Here is a 15,632-nt window from a genome sequence, read left to right on the forward strand (position 1 = left end):
CATCGCAACCGCCCCGGGGTGATGCCAGCGCAGCGGCCGTTCCCCGGGCGTCGTCAGCCAAGGAGCTCGCCCCAGTCCACCGGGCCGGTGGCCGCGGGTTTGGCAGCTGTCCGGCCCGTCCGACCGGCGCTGCGCGTCTTCGGCTTCGCGTTGGGGTCAGGGGGCGCGGGGATGGGCGGCCCCCAGGGCAGGGCAAAGGCCGGCACCTGTTCGCCGAGCTTCACCCCGTGGGGAGGAACAACCATAACGCCGTCGGCGAAGGCCAGCCCCCGCATCATGCCCGGGCCCGTGTGCTGGGCAGGCGAGGCCATGCCGTACAGCAGCCGGAACGGCATAAGGCGGGTGCGCCCGGGCTCCGGCTCAAGGGTGATTCCACACGGCACTTCCTGTACCGCCGGCATGTCGCCGTGTCCCAGCGCCGCCAGCAGCGGCGCGCCCACCGTGGACAGCGCAATCATGGCGGCAAGCGGATTCCCCGGCAATCCGAGCACGAAGCGTCCGTCCGGAAGTTCGGCCAGGACCGCAGGATGCCCCGGGCGCATGGCCACGCCGTCGATGATCAGGCGGCCTCCCAGCTCAGCTACTGCCCTGCGAAGATGGTCAGTGCCGGATTTTCCCGTCCCGCCGGTGGTAATAACGACGTCGGCCGGCAGGTCCGGTGCGCCCGGCACCTCCGGGACCACGTCCTCCAGCGCGCCCAGCCATTCAGCATAGGAATCACCGATCCTTTGCTGCCCGCCGGGGATCCCGCCCAGCATGCCCACCACTGCCGGCAGTTGGGGGCCGAAGGTGTCCCGCACCTGCCCGGGGACGGGCACGCCGTGGCCAACCACCTCGGAACCGGTCAGCAGAAGCCGGACCATCGGCTTACCCTGGACCACAAGTTCGTCATACCCGGCAAGGGCGGCCAGCGCCAGATGCGCGGGGTTGAGCACCACGCCTGCCTTGACAAGGACGTCGCCTTCCGAAGCCTCTTCACCCGCTTTACGCACATGCTGGCCGGTGCGGGGCTCGCCGGGACGGGCCGTCCCGCCCGTTACCAGGACGGGCAGTCCGTCCTCGTCCTTGTCCAGCCGGGCACTTTCACTGCGCAGCACCGACTTGCCACCCGGTGGGATGAGTCCCCCCGTGGCGATAGGACTGGCCTGGTGGGGGGCAAGGGGGGTGCCGGGTTCAACCGGGATCCACGGCCCGGTGCCGTTCACCGCCCAGCCGTCCATGGCCGACGACGCATAATGGGGCATGTCCTGCAGTGCCACGATGTCCTGGTCGAGTTTTCGTCCGAGCGCCAGCTCCAGCGCGACCGGCCCGGCGGGAATCGGATGGGCAGCGTCAAAGGCGGCTTGGCGGGCCTCGTCCCACGTGTGGTCGAGGTGCCGGGGATGGTCAGCGTCGGATTTGCTTGGTTCCTTCTGGGCGTCGCTGGTCATCCGCCGGGAGTCCCGGCGGCTTCAGCATCGTAGTCGGCGGCCAGGGCACGGGCCACGGCGAGCGCGGATTCCATGGAAGCGGCGTTCGTTGGCTGCCCGGACCCGGATGCCAGGCCAGCGGCGTAGCCGGCAATAAAGGTGGTCAGCGGTGCTGCCGGGCGGACCACCGAATGTGCGGCCACGCCCGCCAAAGCAAGGATGGCGTTGACATCCACCTGGACGTCCTCAAGCTCATAGGCCTGGAGCAGGGACCTGCACCACTCCTCCAGCGTTTCATCCTGACTTTTCACGAACGTGCCTCCCAAGTTAACTGCGGCTGCGCCGGTCCTGGCTTTTTGTCCTGGTTACCGGCGGCAATCCCTAGTGCGGCGGCATCATCCCACGTATCCACGTCTGCCGTGGAACCTGCGGGGACGGTGACAGGCTGCACCTCCAGACTAGCAAGGAGGGAACGTACGGAACCGTTGTTTAACGTGCCGCGTGAAGCCAGCTCCTCCGCTGCTTTTTTTAACCCAGTCGTGCGGTAGATCCCCGCCAGCGGCTGAAGGGTCCCGTCACCAGAGCGGGCCATGACGCCGTCTCCCTTTGCTGGGACCAGCGCTTCCTTCAGCACCGCCACGGCGTCCTGGACAAGCGGCATGTCGCACGCCAGCACGAGGGTGTACTCCGATGCGCTGGTGCAGTGCCGCGCAAGAGCCTCCAGTCCGGCCGAGATAGCAGCCGCCGGACCCGCGAACTCCGGCTCTTCACGGCACAAGATCACCCCCGGAAGCGAAAATTCCGGGCGCGGACCCACCACCACGGTGCCGGCAGCGCCCGCGGACGCGGCCAACGCGCGCTGCAGGAGGGTGGCATGGTGGAAGACGAGGTCCTGCTTGGGCACTCCGCCCAGCCGGGACGACCGTCCGCCGGCCAGGATCACGGCATCGAAAGGCAACCGGTTCTCTTCCACTCCCCCAGCCTAACTGTATGGATCAGGAAGGCCTGGCGCAGGCTGGGTCAGGCTGCGCGCTCGGGCAGCAGGAACGGGTCCCAGGCAGGGGTGGGCTTTTCGAGTTCCTTGATCTGCCAGATGGTTCCGTGCGGGGGTTCCGGGACGAACCTCAGCTTCCACCCCATCTCAGCAGGAGTATGGTCGCCCTTGACGTTGTTGCAACGCAGGCAAGCCGCCACCAGGTTCTCCCAGGAATCGGCACCACCGCGGGACTTGGGCTGGACATGGTCGATGGTGTGGGCCGCTTTTCCGCAGTAGGCGCACCGGTGGCCATCGCGCCTCAGCACGCCGCGGCGGCTGACAGCGGTGGCCTGGTTGTACCTGGGGCGGATATAGCGGTTCAGGAGGATAACGGACGGGCGGCCCAATATCTCCTGGGGCCCCACCACGGGATCGTCACCTTCGGCAACCACACTGGCTTTGCCCGTGAGCACAAGCACCAGCGCCCGGCGGAACGTGATGACCGCCAGCGGTTCATATCCAGCATTCAGAACGAGAGTGCGCATGCACGTACCTCTTCACGGCCGCACCCGTCAGGGGCACGAGGGCCGGCTGCCCTCGGCATGTCCGGGCTATGGATCGACACCACAAGAGTAAACATAGAAGCCCACTATCAGCTAATCGCCGTTTCCCAAAACTGCCGTGTCGGGCCGGCGGGCGCTGATCGGGCGGGTGCGGCCTGCGCCTGGCTGGCGCTCACCCATCCGGCGCTTAAAAGCAAGAACCCCTGCCGCAAAGGCAGGGGTTCTTGTGCCGTCCCTGTGGGACAGCCTGACGCGGAGCGTTATTAGTTCACACGGATGAAAACGGGGCCGGAGCCAACGTTGGCGCTGAAGACGACAGTCTGGTTTCCGTTGTATCCACCGTGGACAGCCTGGCCGTTGCCGGCGTAGACAGCGATGTGGGCCATGCCTGCGCCACCGTCTGCGTAGTAGATAAGGTCGCCCGGCTGCGCTTCGGCGGCGCTTACGGTGCGGCCCAGGGAGAGGTAGCCTGCGGGCCAGTCGTGGAAGTTGATGCCCACTGCTGCCAGGGAGTTGGTGACCAGCATGGTGCAGTCCTGGGTGACACCCAGCTGGGCGTACGCTGCCGAGAGGATGGCTGCGCCCTTGCCGCTGGCCGAAGCAGCAGGAGCTGCAGCGGGTGCGGAGGCGGTGGTTACCTTGGCGGTGACCTTAGGGGCCGCAGCAGGCTGGGCGACGGCGGGAGCCGGCTCGGCTTCCTCGACCTCAACAGGAGCGGGCTCTTCTTCGACAACGACAACAGGCGCGGGCGTGGTGGTGACGGCCGGCTTTTCGAAGGTGATGGCGATGGTGGAGGCAGCGGAGATCGGCGCCTCGACGGAGGACTCTACTTCCAGGGTGGACGCGGGGGCGGAGTCGCGCTGGACGCTGGAGTCAGCTGCGTTTGCAGCGATGCCGCTGGTCAGCACCAGGCCGGAAGCGGCGGCGATAACCGCTGCCTGGCGGCCCATGCCACCGGCGTTGCCGCCAACAGCCTTGGCAATAACAGCGATTGAGTTGGTCTTGGTGACTTCGGCGCGATGCCGTGCGGTGGCACGAGTAGTCATCAGTTCTCTCTTTCGTTTTCCTCAGGCCGTTGTGGGCACCAAGGGTCTGGGCGTGCCGGCATCTTGGGGGTACGCCGGCAGGCCCCGAACGGGGATGTGGTGTGTGTGGAAAGCGTGATGGAGCAAAGAAATAGCTCTTGGGCCCGAAGGCCCAAGAACTATTTGTTGATCGTGAAGAAGGCGGAGCTTCCGGTGGCGGCTACCGAGTGGAGGAGCGTGCCCTGGGAGGGGTTGAGCGCGCTAATCATCATGCCGTTGCCCACGTAGATGCCCACGTGCGCGCCACCGTTCTGCATGACCAGGTCGCCCGGCTGCGGAGTGGAGGTGGGCGTCATTGCCGTCCAGGCGTTGACGCGCGGGATGCTGATGCCGGCCTGGGCGTAGACCCACTGGGTGAATCCGGAGCAATCCCAGCCGTTGGGAGTGGTGCCTCCCCAGACGTAGGGACGGCCGATGCCGGTGTATGCGAGTGCGGCAATGCCGGAGGTGGAGGCCGAGGAAACCGTCTCGGCCAGCTTCTCCGCTGCAGCTTCGGGAGCCGTTGCGGTGGAGGCCGTCCGGGTAGCGGCGGCAGCGCGGTCCTCGGAATCGGTGGACTGCGCCCGCACCGGGGCCGGCTTCGGTGCGGCGGTGGTCTTCACCACGGGGCGCTCGAAGGAGACGGTGGCGGTGGGTGCTGCAGTCACTGCCAGGGCGGACTGGGCCGACCCGGACTCGGTGGAAGCGGAAACGCCGGCGGTGGTGTCCGCGGCGTTGGCAGGCAGGCCCATGCTGAGGATGAGACCGGAAGCAGCTGCGATAACCGCAGCCTGGCGACCTACTGTCCCGGCATTGGCACTAACAGCCTTGGACACGGTGTCCAAGGGGTTGGTACGAACCGTTTGCGCACGGTGGCGCGCAGAATGATGGCGTGAAGACACGAAGGTAGCCTCTCCCAATGCCTGCGAGGTGAGCTGTCGGATTCGGATGGGAGTCACCCGGCCGCGCGTCTTCCAAGGAAGCTTTGCGACTTAACCCCAAGGCCTTCGCTTAAGCAAAGACCAAAATTGGTTCCCCCGCCCCTGCCAGACGATGAAATGCGAACGGACCTTGAGCGGTGGCAGAGCTAGGCAATCCGCACAAGAGCGTCAACTTCGGAAAAGTTGACGCGAGTTAGACGGTACAGCAGTTTTCGTTGAATGTCACATTCAGGTCACGGCGGGTCACGATGATTCGATAGCAAACCATCATTTGACTAGAGCCAGCCCGTGGGATCGACGACTTCACCGTTGACCTGGACCTCGAAGTGGAGGTGGCAGCCGGTGGAAGCGCCCGTGGTTCCGCTGAGGGCCAGGACATCGCCCCGGGAGACCGTCTGGCCCTCGGTGACGCTGAAGGACGAGAGGTGGTTGTACGTGGTTTCCAGGCCGTTGCCGTGGTCCACGACAACGCGGTTTCCACCGCCGTACTGGTGCCAGCCCACGAACGTCACGGTGCCGGTGGCAGCCGCCAGGACCGAGGTGCCGCACTGGGCCACGTAGTCCTGGCCGCGGTGGAAGTCACCGGCGCCGCCGGTGATGGGGCTGACCCGGTAACCGAACGGGGAGGCTGTGGAGAGCGCGGCCAGCGGGGCCCCGAGGCTTCCGGCCGAGGCTGCACGGGACACCGAACCTGCGGACTGGGCGCTGAGCAACTGCTTCAGCTTGCCATCAGGGTCCGCTTGGGTCACCACGGCAGAGCGGCTGAAGTCGATCTGGGCGCCGGCCTCGGCGGATACCTGCGGCTGCGGGGTAACTGCTGACGCTGCCACCGGAGTAACGCCGCTTGCGTTGTCGGTTGCCATGACGGGGCTTGTTGCCGGAACGGTGACGGTCAACACCAGGCCGGTGGCGGCAAGTGCGATTCCCGCCTTCTGGCCGATCCCGCTGGCGGCGGCGAATTCGGTGATCTGCCGGAAGGGTCCTCGACGGCGGCGCGCATCACGGTGCGGATCGCGGGGGCGTTCCGTGGTGACGACCTCGACAACGCGCGGCGTTGAAACGGGAGACGCCGCGCGGCGGCGCCCCTTGGGGGTCTCTATGGACAAGAAGGGTTCCTCTCTGGAAAGCCTGCGAAGTTAGCTGTCGGATTCGGGTCAGAGAGTTCAAAGACCCGGTCCGCCTAAGCAAGCTCGGCACAGAGATATCCCCGGAAGGATCCTTCGCTGGAAGAGGCTTGCTGCTGACGGACTTCACCCCAAGGCAGTCCCCCGTCTGCCAGTTGTGGTTCCCCCGCCTCTGCCAGTAATGACTCGTGCACCTGATCCGCTGGCAGAGCTCGGCTCCGGATCAGGTAACGCTTTAGTATCTACGCTTGGGTTTAACTATAGGGCCAGAAGTCCCAAAGTAACAATTCCGTTATCTTTGGCCAATCCACTCCCGGCGGGTACAGCGCCAGAATTAACGGATGGCGACGAACACGTGGGCCGCCACCTCCGGCGGCAGCTCCAGCGCACCTTCGATGCCGGGCACCCGGACTGAAATGTAGTCCCCCACCCGCTCCAGCGAGACTGCGGCTCCCGGACGGATTCCGCCCTCGTCCAGCTGGACCAGCAGCTCGGGCTCCACCTGGATCGGCTCAGCCAGCCGGCTGACGGTCACTTCCGACGCCGGGCCATAGGACTTCATTGCTTCAAGCAGGCTGATGGCCCCGTCAGCGAAGCCTGCGGATGCCTGGCCCCCGAGGGCGGCCAGGCCCGGGATGGGGTTTCCGTACGGGGACTCCGTCGGGTGGTCAAGCAGTTCGTAGATGCGCCGCTCCACGCGTTCGCTCATAACGTGCTCCCATCGGCAGGCTTCGTCATGGACGTAAGCCCAGTCCAGCCCGATAACGTCTGCCAGCAGCCGCTCCGCGAGCCGGTGCTTGCGCATCACTTCGGTAGCGCGTTTCCGGCCGGTTTCCGTCAGCTCCAGGTGCCGGTCGCCGGAGACAACCACCAGGCCATCCCGCTCCATCCTGCCGATGGTCTGGGAGACCGTAGGTCCTGAGTGGCGAAGGCGTTCGGCGATCCGGGCGCGGAGGGCAACAATGTTCTCTTCCTCAAGCTCCAAGATGGTCCGAAGGTACATCTCCGTAGTGTCGATCAGATCCGTCATCCAGCTCAGCTCCTCGAGCGCAGTACCTTGCGTTGTCCCACCGTATCGCCGTCCGCGCGACGTAGTCCGTTGGAAAGCTTAGCCTATTTTGACTTTGTCCGAATAGTTCACGGCCGTCACAGGAGGCCTGTCCCAGTGTCTGGGCCCTGTCTCAATTTCTGGACTATGACGGTGCCGGTTCCCGCCCCAACGCCTGTTCAGGCAGAATGAGGAGGGCCGAAAGTTGCAGTCACAGCCGACTGTCCGCCAAGCAACCACCCGTCCGGACCCCAACCGCGTCCACGCCGAAATTGGAGCACCTGTGAGCGAAAACAGCATCACTATTCCCGCCGACCTCCTGCCCAAGGACGGACGGTTCGGCGCCGGGCCGTCAAAGGTCCGGCAGGAGCAGATCGATGCGCTTTCCGCTGCGTCGAAAACCATCCTCGGAACCTCGCACCGGCAGGCACCGGTGAAAAACCTGGTGGGGTCCGTACGCGAGGGCCTCAGCCAGTTCTTCCGGGCACCCGAGGGCTATGAAGTAGTCCTCGGCGTCGGCGGTTCCACTGCGTTCTGGGACATTGCCAGCTTCGGCCTGGTGGAGCAGAAGGCCCAGCACCTCTCGTTCGGTGAGTTCGGGTCCAAATTCGCTGCCGCCACCAACAAGGCGCCCTTCCTGGATGCCTCATCCATCATCAAGTCAGAACCAGGTACCCGCCCGGTCGCCCAGGCTGAAGCGGGCGTCGATGCCTACGCCTGGCCGCAGAACGAGACCTCCACGGGCGTCTCCGCCCCCGTCAAGCGCGTAGCTGGCGCAGACGAGGGCGCGCTGGTGCTGGTTGACGCGACGTCAGCCGCCGGCGGCCTGGACGTGGACGTGGCGGAGAGCGACGTCTACTATTTCGCCCCGCAGAAGAACTTTGCCTCCGACGGCGGACTCTGGCTTGGCCTGTTCTCCCCCGCCGCCCTGGACCGCGCGGCGCGCATCAAGTCCACCAACCGCTGGATCCCCGACTTCCTCGACCTGCAGACCGCAATCGACAACTCACGGCTGAACCAGACCTACAACACGCCGTCCCTGTCCACCCTGGTGACCCTGGACGCACAGGTGCAGTGGCTGAACGCCAACGGCGGCCTGGACTTCGCCTCCGCGCGCACTGCTGACTCCGCAGGCCGCATCTACAGCTGGGCAGAAGCTTCCGAATTCGCCACCCCGTTCGTCAGCAACCCGGACGAACGCTCCAACGTCATCGCCACCATCGACTTTGACGAGTCAGTGGACGCAGCCTTGGTGGCAAAGGTCCTGCGGGCCAACGGCGTCGTGGACACCGAACCCTACCGCAAGCTCGGCCGCAACCAGCTGCGCATCGCCACTTTCGTGGCCATCGAACCCGACGACGTTTCTGCGCTGCTGGCCAGCATCGACTTCGTGGTGGGCGAAATGCGCAAGTAGCGGTCCGCCGGCAGTTCGGCCGCGGGCCCACCGAACTGCCGGGCATTACCGAATTGAACAGAGCATTGTTGTACGACGGCGCATTAATGTACGACGGCGCCGCCCGGGATCAGTTCCGGGCGGCGCCTTTGTGCATGTCGTAAGGACTGCGTCCTGGGGCGCGGCCTGCCTAAGGCTTGGCGGCGCGGTCTTCCGCGGGCTGGGCTTCTGCGGGCTGGGCTTCTGCGAACTGAGCTTCTGCGAACTGGTCGGGCGCACCAGGGGCAGCGGCTACGGCATCAGCGGGCTCGACGGCTGGCCAGCTTGCGGCAGGCTCCGTGGCGGCCGCGTCCAGGCTCCCGGCCCCCTGGGCGTCGGCAGGGGTTTCGCCGTCTGCAGGATTGGCTTCCTGCCCGCCAGTTTCCGGTTTCCCTACCCGTATCTGGTCCTGCTCCTGGTCCTGCTCCTGCTCGTCCTCGGGCCGGACGCGTTCAGCCCACGGCACCCATTCCGGGGCAAGGATCGCATCTTCCGACGGCAGCAGGCCGAGCTCGCTGACAGTGACCACCTTGGAGCGGGAGTTGCGGGTAAGTACCGCATACCACTGCCAGCCCAGGTAGCCAGGCAGCCTGGATTCAAACAGGTGCGTCACCAGGCGGTCGCCCTCGCTTTTGGCAGCCAGGTGGCGGCCAATAGTGGGCGCAGCCGTGATTTCCTCCACAGCGGCACGCGCCGTGTCCACGGCAGCGGCGAGGAAGGCATCCGGTTTCCCTGTCCGCCATACGGGGACGCCCGCGCGGCGCTTGGACGCAGCCTTGGCCCCTGCAACGGCCGGGCCGGCAGCGGCTGGGCCAGCCGTCGTCGTGCCGTCCTGTTCCGGCACAGCTGGGACCGGCTGTTCAGCTTCCGGGTTCATCAGTGCCTAAACGTCCAGCTCGTCGGCAACCTTACGCAGGGCAGCGGCGATGGCCTTGCCCTTGTTGCCTTCCGGGTATTTTCCAGCGGAGAGGGTTCCGGACAGGTTGTCCAGGACCGTCACAAGATCCTGCACAAGAGGAGCGAGGTCCTTTGCACTGGGCCGCTTTGCCTTGGCAATGGAGGGTGTCTTGTCCAGTACGCGCAGGCCCAGGGCCTGGGCGCCCTTCCGGCCGTCAGCCACACCGAATTCAACCCGGGTGCCGGCCTTAAGCTCAGTTACGCCCTCGGGCAGCGACGATTTGGGCAGGAATACCTCCTGGCCGTCCTCGCCCGCGAGGAAACCAAAGCCCTTGTCCTTGTCATACCACTTGACCTTGCCGGTAGGCACGTAATCAACCTTCTTCGTTCTGCGTCTTCTGACACGGCCGCCCGCCACCGCATCCGCATTGCTGTGCGGGTTTAGGGTATGGCGGCTGCAGACCGTGTTGGTCTATCCCTCAAGGTTATCCTGCCCACCGCCCTATTCCTGCTTTAACCCGCCTCGCGGAGGCATCTAAGGGCTTCGTGCGGCAGCGTTCACGCCGCAGGGTGCGGGAGCTGTAGCGTTACGTCCATGACACCCTCGCGTTACCGGCGTGCCCTGATGATCACCGCCGCAGCTGTCGCTGTGCTCTCCCTGGTGGCAGTGGGCGCCGTGATGGCTTTGGCCTTCGCCGGGTCAGTGGCCCCCGCCTGGGTGACGTACTCGGCGCTCTACGGCCTGCCGCTCGCCTTCCTCCTGATGCTTTTCCTGGTTCTGGACAGCGTTGCCGGGCGGCGCCGGGCAGGAAAGCCGGACCAGCGGTAACGTTGGACTGATGTCCCTCATTCGTGCGTTGAGCAAGGAGCTGGAGGCACGCAGCGACGATTCCCTGCGTGCACTGTTCGACGCCCGGCCGGACCTCATCTCCCCGCCGGTCCCCGACTTCAGCGCCCTCGCGGCGCGGGCCAGCGCCCGGCTCAGCGTGCAGCGTGCGCTGGAGCGGCTTAACAGGCCGCAGATGCAGGTCCTCGAAACACTCCACCTGTGCACCAATACGGACACCGGGCACAGCGTCTCGGCGGCCGGACTCCGCAAAATGATTCCGGGATCGTCGGGAGCCGCGATTGAGCGGATCCTGCATACGCTGCAGGACCTGGCGCTGGTGCACCGCGCCGAGCCTCCGCACGGGACCCCGGATTCCGCAGCAAAACAGCGCCACTACCTCCCGGTGGGTTCCCTGAAGGACGTGGTGGGGATCTATCCCGCCGGGCTGGGCAGGAGCTACACGGAATTGGTCCGGCTTCAGCCCGCCTTCGCGCAGCGCGTTGTCCAGCTGGTCTCCGAGCTGCACCGCAGCGGCGTGGCCATCCACGACGCCACCACCCCCATGGAGGCGGCGCTTGCGCTGCAGCACTGGACCTCCTCTCCTGACGCCCTCAACAGCATCCTGTCCACGGCCCCGGAACGGACGACGGCGCTGCTCGCCAGGTTCCGCAACTGGGCCATGGGCGCAGTCCCCCAGGCGCAACGGAAGGCTTCCATCGCCGCGGAGGGGTCCGACGTCGGGCCCGTCGACTGGTTGCTGGCGCGCGGATTGCTGGTGCCGCTGGACGCCGCGCACGTGGAGCTGCCCCACAGCGTGGGGCTCTCCCTGCGCGGCGGTGCGATCATCAACGATTTCACCCTGCAGCCCCCCGTCCCTGAGCTCGGCCGGACCTCGGCGGTGCTGCGCAGGAACGCTGCGCTCAGTGCAATATCGGAGACGTTGCGGCTCATGGGCGAGCTCCTCCACGCCGTACGGGACCAACCCCTGGCCACGCTGCGCAGCGGCGGCGTAGGGGTGCGCGAGATGAGGCGGTTGGCCGAATTGCTGCGGATCGACCAGCAGCAGGCGGGCCTCCTGCTGGAATTTGCCGCGCTGGCGGGCCTGATCCGGCTGGACGTCGATTCCTCGTCCTGGGTCCAGCCTCCGCAGCTTGAATGGCTTGTCCTGCCGCGCCAGGAGCAGTGGCTCTGGCTGGTAAACGCCTGGCTGGCCAGCGAGCGGGTGCCGTCCCTGGTGGGCCAGCCCATCAACGGGTCGCGCGGCGTGCCGGGGGCGCACCGTTCAGCCTCTGGAAGCACCATCATTGCGTTGTCGGCGGAAGCCCAACGGCCTGATGCCCCGCTGGTCCGCAAACGCATCCTCGAAATCCTGCACGAGCTGACCGTGGAGGCGGGCCCGGCGGACGGCACCGCGCCGGTGCTGGACGCGGCAGCGGTTCTCCAGCGCGCCGAATGGGCCCAGCCGCGGATGGCACGGCGTTTCAGCTCGATGATCCGCGGCGTGCTCGCCGAAGCTGAATTCCTGGGCCTTGTGGGGTCCGGCGCCCTGAGCCAGTTGGGCAGCGCGCTGGCGGAAGACAACCCTGAGGCCGCCATTGGCATCCTGGGCGAGCACCTGCCGGCGGCTTTGAGCCATGTCCTGCTCCAGGCAGACCTGACCGCAGTCGCCCCCGGCTACCTTGCCCCCGCGCTGACCGAAAAACTGCTGGTCATGGCTGATGCCGAAGGCCAGGGGCCGGCCACCATCTACCGCTTCTCGGAAGCCTCCATCAAGCGGGCCCTGGACACGGGATACGACGCTGCCGGCATCATGGACTTCCTCCGCGAGCACTCCGCCACCGCGGTGCCCCAGCCGCTGCAATACCTCGTGGAGGACACCGCCCTGCGGCACGGAAGGCTCCGCGTGGGGACAGCGGCCAGCTTTGTCCACAGCGAGGACGAGGGCACCTTGCTGGAGCTCCTTTCCGGGCCGAAGGCAGCCGCCCTGAAACTGGAGAAGATCGCCCCCACAGTCCTGGTCTCCTCCGCGCCGCCGCGGGAAACCGCGCAGGTTCTCCGCAGCCTGGGCCTTTCCCCTTCCGTGGACGGCGCGGATGAGCCCGTGGTCCGGCTCCGCGGAACCCACACTGCCCAGGACGCCCGCCCGGTGTACACCGCGCCGCGTACGGCGCCCGGGACGGAGGAGGTGGAAGCCCAGCTCGCGGTCCTGCGCCAGGGGGGCGCCGCCGTCGGACACCGCGGTGGTTCCGGAGACCACGCCGGCGAGGCAGGAACGCAACTGGGGCTTGAGGCCCTGCAGCGCGCCATCAGGCTCAAGCAGCGGATCAGCATGAACGTGGTGGACGGCCTGGGGAATGCCAACCTGGAAACGGTTGTTCCGCTCTCTGTAAGCGGCGGACGCGTCCGGGTATTTGATCCCGCCAAGGAAACAGAACGGGTGCTGTCCATCCACCGCATCATCGATATTGAGGCTGCAGGGGAATCTGCGCCAGTGAGGGACTTCCCGGCGTGAACGACGGACCTTTGATTGTCCAAAGCGATAAGACCATCTTGCTTGAGGTGGACCACGAGCTGGCCACCGAAGCCCGCCATGCCATTGCACCTTTCGCCGAACTCGAGCGTGCGCCGGAGCATATGCACAGCTACCGGCTCACGCCGCTGGGGCTCTGGAACGCCCGCGCCGCCGGACTGGATGCGGAAAAGGTGCTGGACACGTTGCTGAAGTACTCGCGCTTCCCTGTACCCCATTCGCTGCTGATCGATGTCGAAGAAACCATGTCCCGGTACGGACGGCTGCGCCTGGAGAAGGACCCGCAGCACGGGCTGGTCATGCGCACCGATGACTATCCTGTCCTGGAGGAAGTGATCCGGGCCAAGAAAATCCAGCCGCTGCTGGGCCCCCGGATTGACGGCGAAACCGTGGTGGTGCATGCCTCCCAGCGGGGCCAGCTCAAGCAGCTGCTGCTGAAGATCGGCTGGCCTGCGGAGGATCTTGCGGGCTACGTGGACGGCACTCCGCACCTGATCGCGCTGAATGAGGACGGCTGGAAGCTGCGGCCGTACCAGCAGATGGCGAGCGACAACTTCTGGTCCGGAGGCAGCGGCGTGGTGGTGCTGCCCTGCGGTGCCGGGAAGACGCTGGTGGGGGCCGCGGCCATGGCCACCGGCTCCACCACTACCCTGATCCTCGTCACCAACACAGTTGCAGCCCGGCAGTGGAAGGACGAACTGCTCAAGCGCACGTCCCTCACCGAGGACGAAATCGGCGAGTACTCCGGAGCGGTCAAGGAAGTCCGCCCGGTGACCATTGCCACGTACCAGGTCCTCACCATGAAGCGCGGCGGACTCTACCCCCACCTGGAGCTGGTGGACGGGCACGACTGGGGGTTGATCATCTACGACGAGGTGCATCTCCTGCCCGCGCCGATCTTCCGGATGACGGCGGACCTCCAGGCAAGGCGGCGCCTTGGACTGACGGCAACCCTGGTGCGGGAGGACGGCCGGGAGGGCGAGGTGTTCAGCCTGATCGGGCCCAAACGGTACGACGCGCCCTGGAAAGACATCGAATCGCAGGGCTACATCGCGCCGGCTGATTGCGTGGAAGTCCGCGTGGACCTGCCCAAGGACGAACGGGTTGCGTACGCCATGGCTGAGGACGCCGACAAGTACCGGCTGTGCGCCACCTCGGAGTCCAAGACGCAGGTGGTGGAGCAGCTGGTTGGCCGGCATGCCGGTGAACAGCTGCTGGTCATCGGCCAGTACATCGACCAGCTGGATGAGCTCGGCGAGCGCCTCAACGCGCCCGTGATCAAGGGCGACACCTCGGTGAAGGTGCGCCAAAAACTGTTTGACGCCTTCCGTACCGGGGAAATCCAGACGCTGGTGGTCTCCAAGGTGGCCAACTTTTCCATCGACCTTCCCGAGGCCTCGGTGGCCATCCAGGTCTCGGGCTCATTCGGTTCCCGGCAGGAGGAAGCCCAGCGGCTGGGCAGGCTCCTGCGGCCCAAGAAGGACGGCCGCTCGGCACGCTTCTACTCGCTCGTGGCCCGCGACACGCTGGACCAGGACTTCGCCGCCAAACGCCAGCGGTTCCTTGCGGAACAGGGCTACGCGTACCGGATCATGGACGCCAAGGATGTGGAAACGGCTGACTAGGACCGTCGCCCGTCAGGCAGAGCAGGGTCAGCTAACGCCGCGCGAACTGTCCCTTTCCATGGTTCCGGTCCGCGGATCGAACTGCGGGCGCTCGTAAGCCAGTTCTCCACCGCTGCGGCCGCCGTAGGGGCGCCCGTGGTCGGCGAATTCTTCCCGGAAGAAGGCGAGGCACCACTGCCCCATCTGTATCCTGGCGCCGGTACGGAGCACTGAAGGCCCGCCCTGCGCCACGCTGCCGCTGACAGAGCCATGCGGAACCAGGACGTACTCGTCCAGCTCGTCATGCCTGATCTCGGCGTGGAGCCCTTCCAGGCCGTCCAGGACGATGTCGGAGCCCGGGTCGCTGCCGATGGTGGTCTTCTCCCCTGCAAGCGTTACCTCCCGGGGGATTTGCCCGGTCCATGTGTCCGCGTCCTGGACGAAGATCAGCCGTGGCCGGCCACTGCCCCGGGTGTAGTGCGTCGTGGTGATCCGGCGGCTGATTTTCCGCCTGACGGTGGGCAGCAGGGGCAAGGGGGTGGAGGGCGGCAGCAGCGGGAGACCCGCAGACTTGCGCCGGCCCTGCCTGACAACCGGCACGAGCGCTCCCAGTTTGCCCAGTTTGATGTGCGGGGAGCGGGTCACCAGGCGCTGCGATGCCGGGCTGTTCACCGCGCCCAGGCTGACGATGCTGCCGTCCGGACCTGAGAGGGTGACACTGAGCCCCTTCCCGGCCAGCATCTCCGCCAGGGGCCTGATTTCCTCCAGTGACGGGATGCCTCCGCCTCCCAGGGGTGCCAGGCTGTCCATGGACACCGTGACGTCCATGCCCGAGGACCGGGCACTTCCCCTGGTAACCGATCCGGCCCCGTCTGTGTAGGAGAAGTCCAGGTCCACGTCCAGGCGGTATTCAGCCATCTCCGTCAGCCACGGTTCAGATCGGAGCCGGCGGCATCCTTGTCGCTGGTTGTGACGCGCAGGCTGCCATTGAGCTTCCAGGTGGCGCGCGGAGCATCGGGGCCAATGTCTCGCGGCACTTCGATGGTCATGTCCACGAACTGGTAGTTGATCGCCGCACCCTTGCCGGTGAGATATGACCACATTTCCTCTGCCAGGTCCGCCCAGTCCCGGATGCTGCGTTCGTTGGATGCGGTGTTTTCGGATGCACTCAGGTCAGTCATGATGGTTATGCCCTTCATTGGGTTGGAAATCATT

Annotated in this window: 16 protein-coding genes and 2 riboswitches; of the genes, 4 read left to right on the forward strand and 12 right to left on the reverse strand. The window is 66.2% G+C overall.

Annotated elements, in window-relative coordinates; all coding sequences use genetic code 11:
* Positions 1-53: 53 nt before the first annotated feature.
* From WHH00_RS14770 to WHH00_RS14805, 8 genes are all read right to left on the reverse strand, one after another.
* A complete protein-coding gene (locus WHH00_RS14770) occupies positions 54-1,430 on the reverse strand; it encodes a molybdopterin molybdotransferase MoeA (RefSeq protein ID WP_406633928.1) in 1,377 nt (458 codons plus the stop codon).
* Entirely contained in the window at positions 1,427-1,720 is a 294-nt protein-coding gene (locus tag WHH00_RS14775) for a DUF6457 domain-containing protein (RefSeq protein WP_231457541.1), read from the reverse strand. The genes WHH00_RS14770 and WHH00_RS14775 overlap by 4 nt, the downstream gene beginning before the upstream one ends.
* A complete protein-coding gene (locus WHH00_RS14780) occupies positions 1,717-2,382 on the reverse strand; it encodes a molybdenum cofactor guanylyltransferase (protein ID WP_406633930.1) in 666 nt (221 codons plus the stop codon). Before WHH00_RS14780 ends, WHH00_RS14775 begins: the two co-directional genes overlap by 4 nt.
* Before the next feature lie 47 nt (positions 2,383-2,429).
* On the reverse strand, positions 2,430-2,930 hold the full coding sequence (locus WHH00_RS14785; RefSeq protein WP_066273874.1) for an HNH endonuclease: 501 nt from the start codon (positions 2,928-2,930) through the stop codon (positions 2,430-2,432).
* Between the two features lie 281 nt (positions 2,931-3,211).
* Positions 3,212-3,994: an NlpC/P60 family protein gene (locus tag WHH00_RS14790; RefSeq protein ID WP_406633932.1), complete on the reverse strand. Its 783-nt coding sequence runs from the start codon at positions 3,992-3,994 to the stop codon at positions 3,212-3,214.
* A gap of 158 nt (positions 3,995-4,152) precedes the next feature.
* Positions 4,153-4,848: a C40 family peptidase gene (locus WHH00_RS14795; RefSeq protein ID WP_406633934.1), complete on the reverse strand. Its 696-nt coding sequence runs from the start codon at positions 4,846-4,848 to the stop codon at positions 4,153-4,155.
* Positions 4,849-4,918: 70 nt separating this feature from the next.
* Positions 4,919-5,092, reverse strand: a riboswitch (cyclic di-AMP (ydaO/yuaA leader).
* Positions 5,093-5,228: 136 nt separating this feature from the next.
* A complete protein-coding gene (locus WHH00_RS14800) occupies positions 5,229-6,053 on the reverse strand; it encodes a M23 family metallopeptidase (protein ID WP_406638628.1) in 825 nt (274 codons plus the stop codon).
* A gap of 10 nt (positions 6,054-6,063) precedes the next feature.
* A riboswitch (cyclic di-AMP (ydaO/yuaA leader) is annotated at positions 6,064-6,305 on the reverse strand.
* A 106-nt stretch (positions 6,306-6,411) separates the two neighbouring features.
* Entirely contained in the window at positions 6,412-7,107 is a 696-nt protein-coding gene (locus WHH00_RS14805; RefSeq protein ID WP_350004863.1) for a metal-dependent transcriptional regulator, read from the reverse strand.
* A gap of 301 nt (positions 7,108-7,408) precedes the next feature.
* Between WHH00_RS14805 and serC the strand changes: the two genes are divergently transcribed.
* Positions 7,409-8,539, forward strand: coding sequence for a phosphoserine transaminase (gene serC, locus WHH00_RS14810; protein WP_406633936.1), 1,131 nt, complete (start codon positions 7,409-7,411; stop codon positions 8,537-8,539).
* Positions 8,540-8,708: 169 nt separating this feature from the next.
* Here serC and WHH00_RS14815 read toward each other — a convergent pair whose 3' ends face one another.
* Together WHH00_RS14815 and WHH00_RS14820 are read right to left on the reverse strand one after the other, a co-directional pair.
* On the reverse strand, positions 8,709-9,434 hold the full coding sequence (locus WHH00_RS14815; RefSeq protein WP_406633938.1) for a DUF3027 domain-containing protein: 726 nt from the start codon (positions 9,432-9,434) through the stop codon (positions 8,709-8,711).
* Between the two features lie 6 nt (positions 9,435-9,440).
* Positions 9,441-9,824 carry a cold-shock protein gene (locus WHH00_RS14820; protein WP_066273868.1) on the reverse strand — a complete coding sequence of 128 codons (384 nt, stop codon included), beginning with the start codon at positions 9,822-9,824 and terminating at the stop codon, positions 9,441-9,443.
* Between the two features lie 225 nt (positions 9,825-10,049).
* On the opposite strand from WHH00_RS14820, the gene WHH00_RS14825 reads away from it, so the two are divergent.
* From WHH00_RS14825 to WHH00_RS14835, 3 genes are read left to right on the forward strand one after another with little or no spacing between them, the layout of a single operon-like run.
* Positions 10,050-10,283, forward strand: a complete 234-nt coding sequence (locus WHH00_RS14825) for a hypothetical protein (RefSeq protein WP_350004869.1) — start codon at positions 10,050-10,052, stop codon at positions 10,281-10,283.
* Between the two features lie 10 nt (positions 10,284-10,293).
* Positions 10,294-12,795, forward strand: coding sequence for a helicase-associated domain-containing protein (locus tag WHH00_RS14830; protein ID WP_406633940.1), 2,502 nt, complete (start codon positions 10,294-10,296; stop codon positions 12,793-12,795).
* On the forward strand, positions 12,792-14,438 hold the full coding sequence (locus WHH00_RS14835; protein WP_406633942.1) for a DNA repair helicase XPB: 1,647 nt from the start codon (positions 12,792-12,794) through the stop codon (positions 14,436-14,438). The genes WHH00_RS14830 and WHH00_RS14835 overlap by 4 nt, the downstream gene beginning before the upstream one ends.
* A gap of 27 nt (positions 14,439-14,465) precedes the next feature.
* Here the strand turns inward: WHH00_RS14835 and WHH00_RS14840 are convergent, their stop codons facing one another.
* Positions 14,466-15,335, reverse strand: a complete 870-nt coding sequence (locus tag WHH00_RS14840) for an FHA domain-containing protein (protein ID WP_406633944.1) — start codon at positions 15,333-15,335, stop codon at positions 14,466-14,468.
* A gap of 5 nt (positions 15,336-15,340) precedes the next feature.
* Positions 15,341-15,598: a hypothetical protein gene (locus tag WHH00_RS14845; protein WP_066273863.1), complete on the reverse strand. Its 258-nt coding sequence runs from the start codon at positions 15,596-15,598 to the stop codon at positions 15,341-15,343.
* Between the last annotated feature and the right edge of the window lie 34 nt (positions 15,599-15,632).

The sequence above is a fragment of the Pseudarthrobacter quantipunctorum genome (assembly GCF_045291495.1).
GTDB classification, from domain to species: domain Bacteria; phylum Actinomycetota; class Actinomycetes; order Actinomycetales; family Micrococcaceae; genus Arthrobacter; species Arthrobacter quantipunctorum.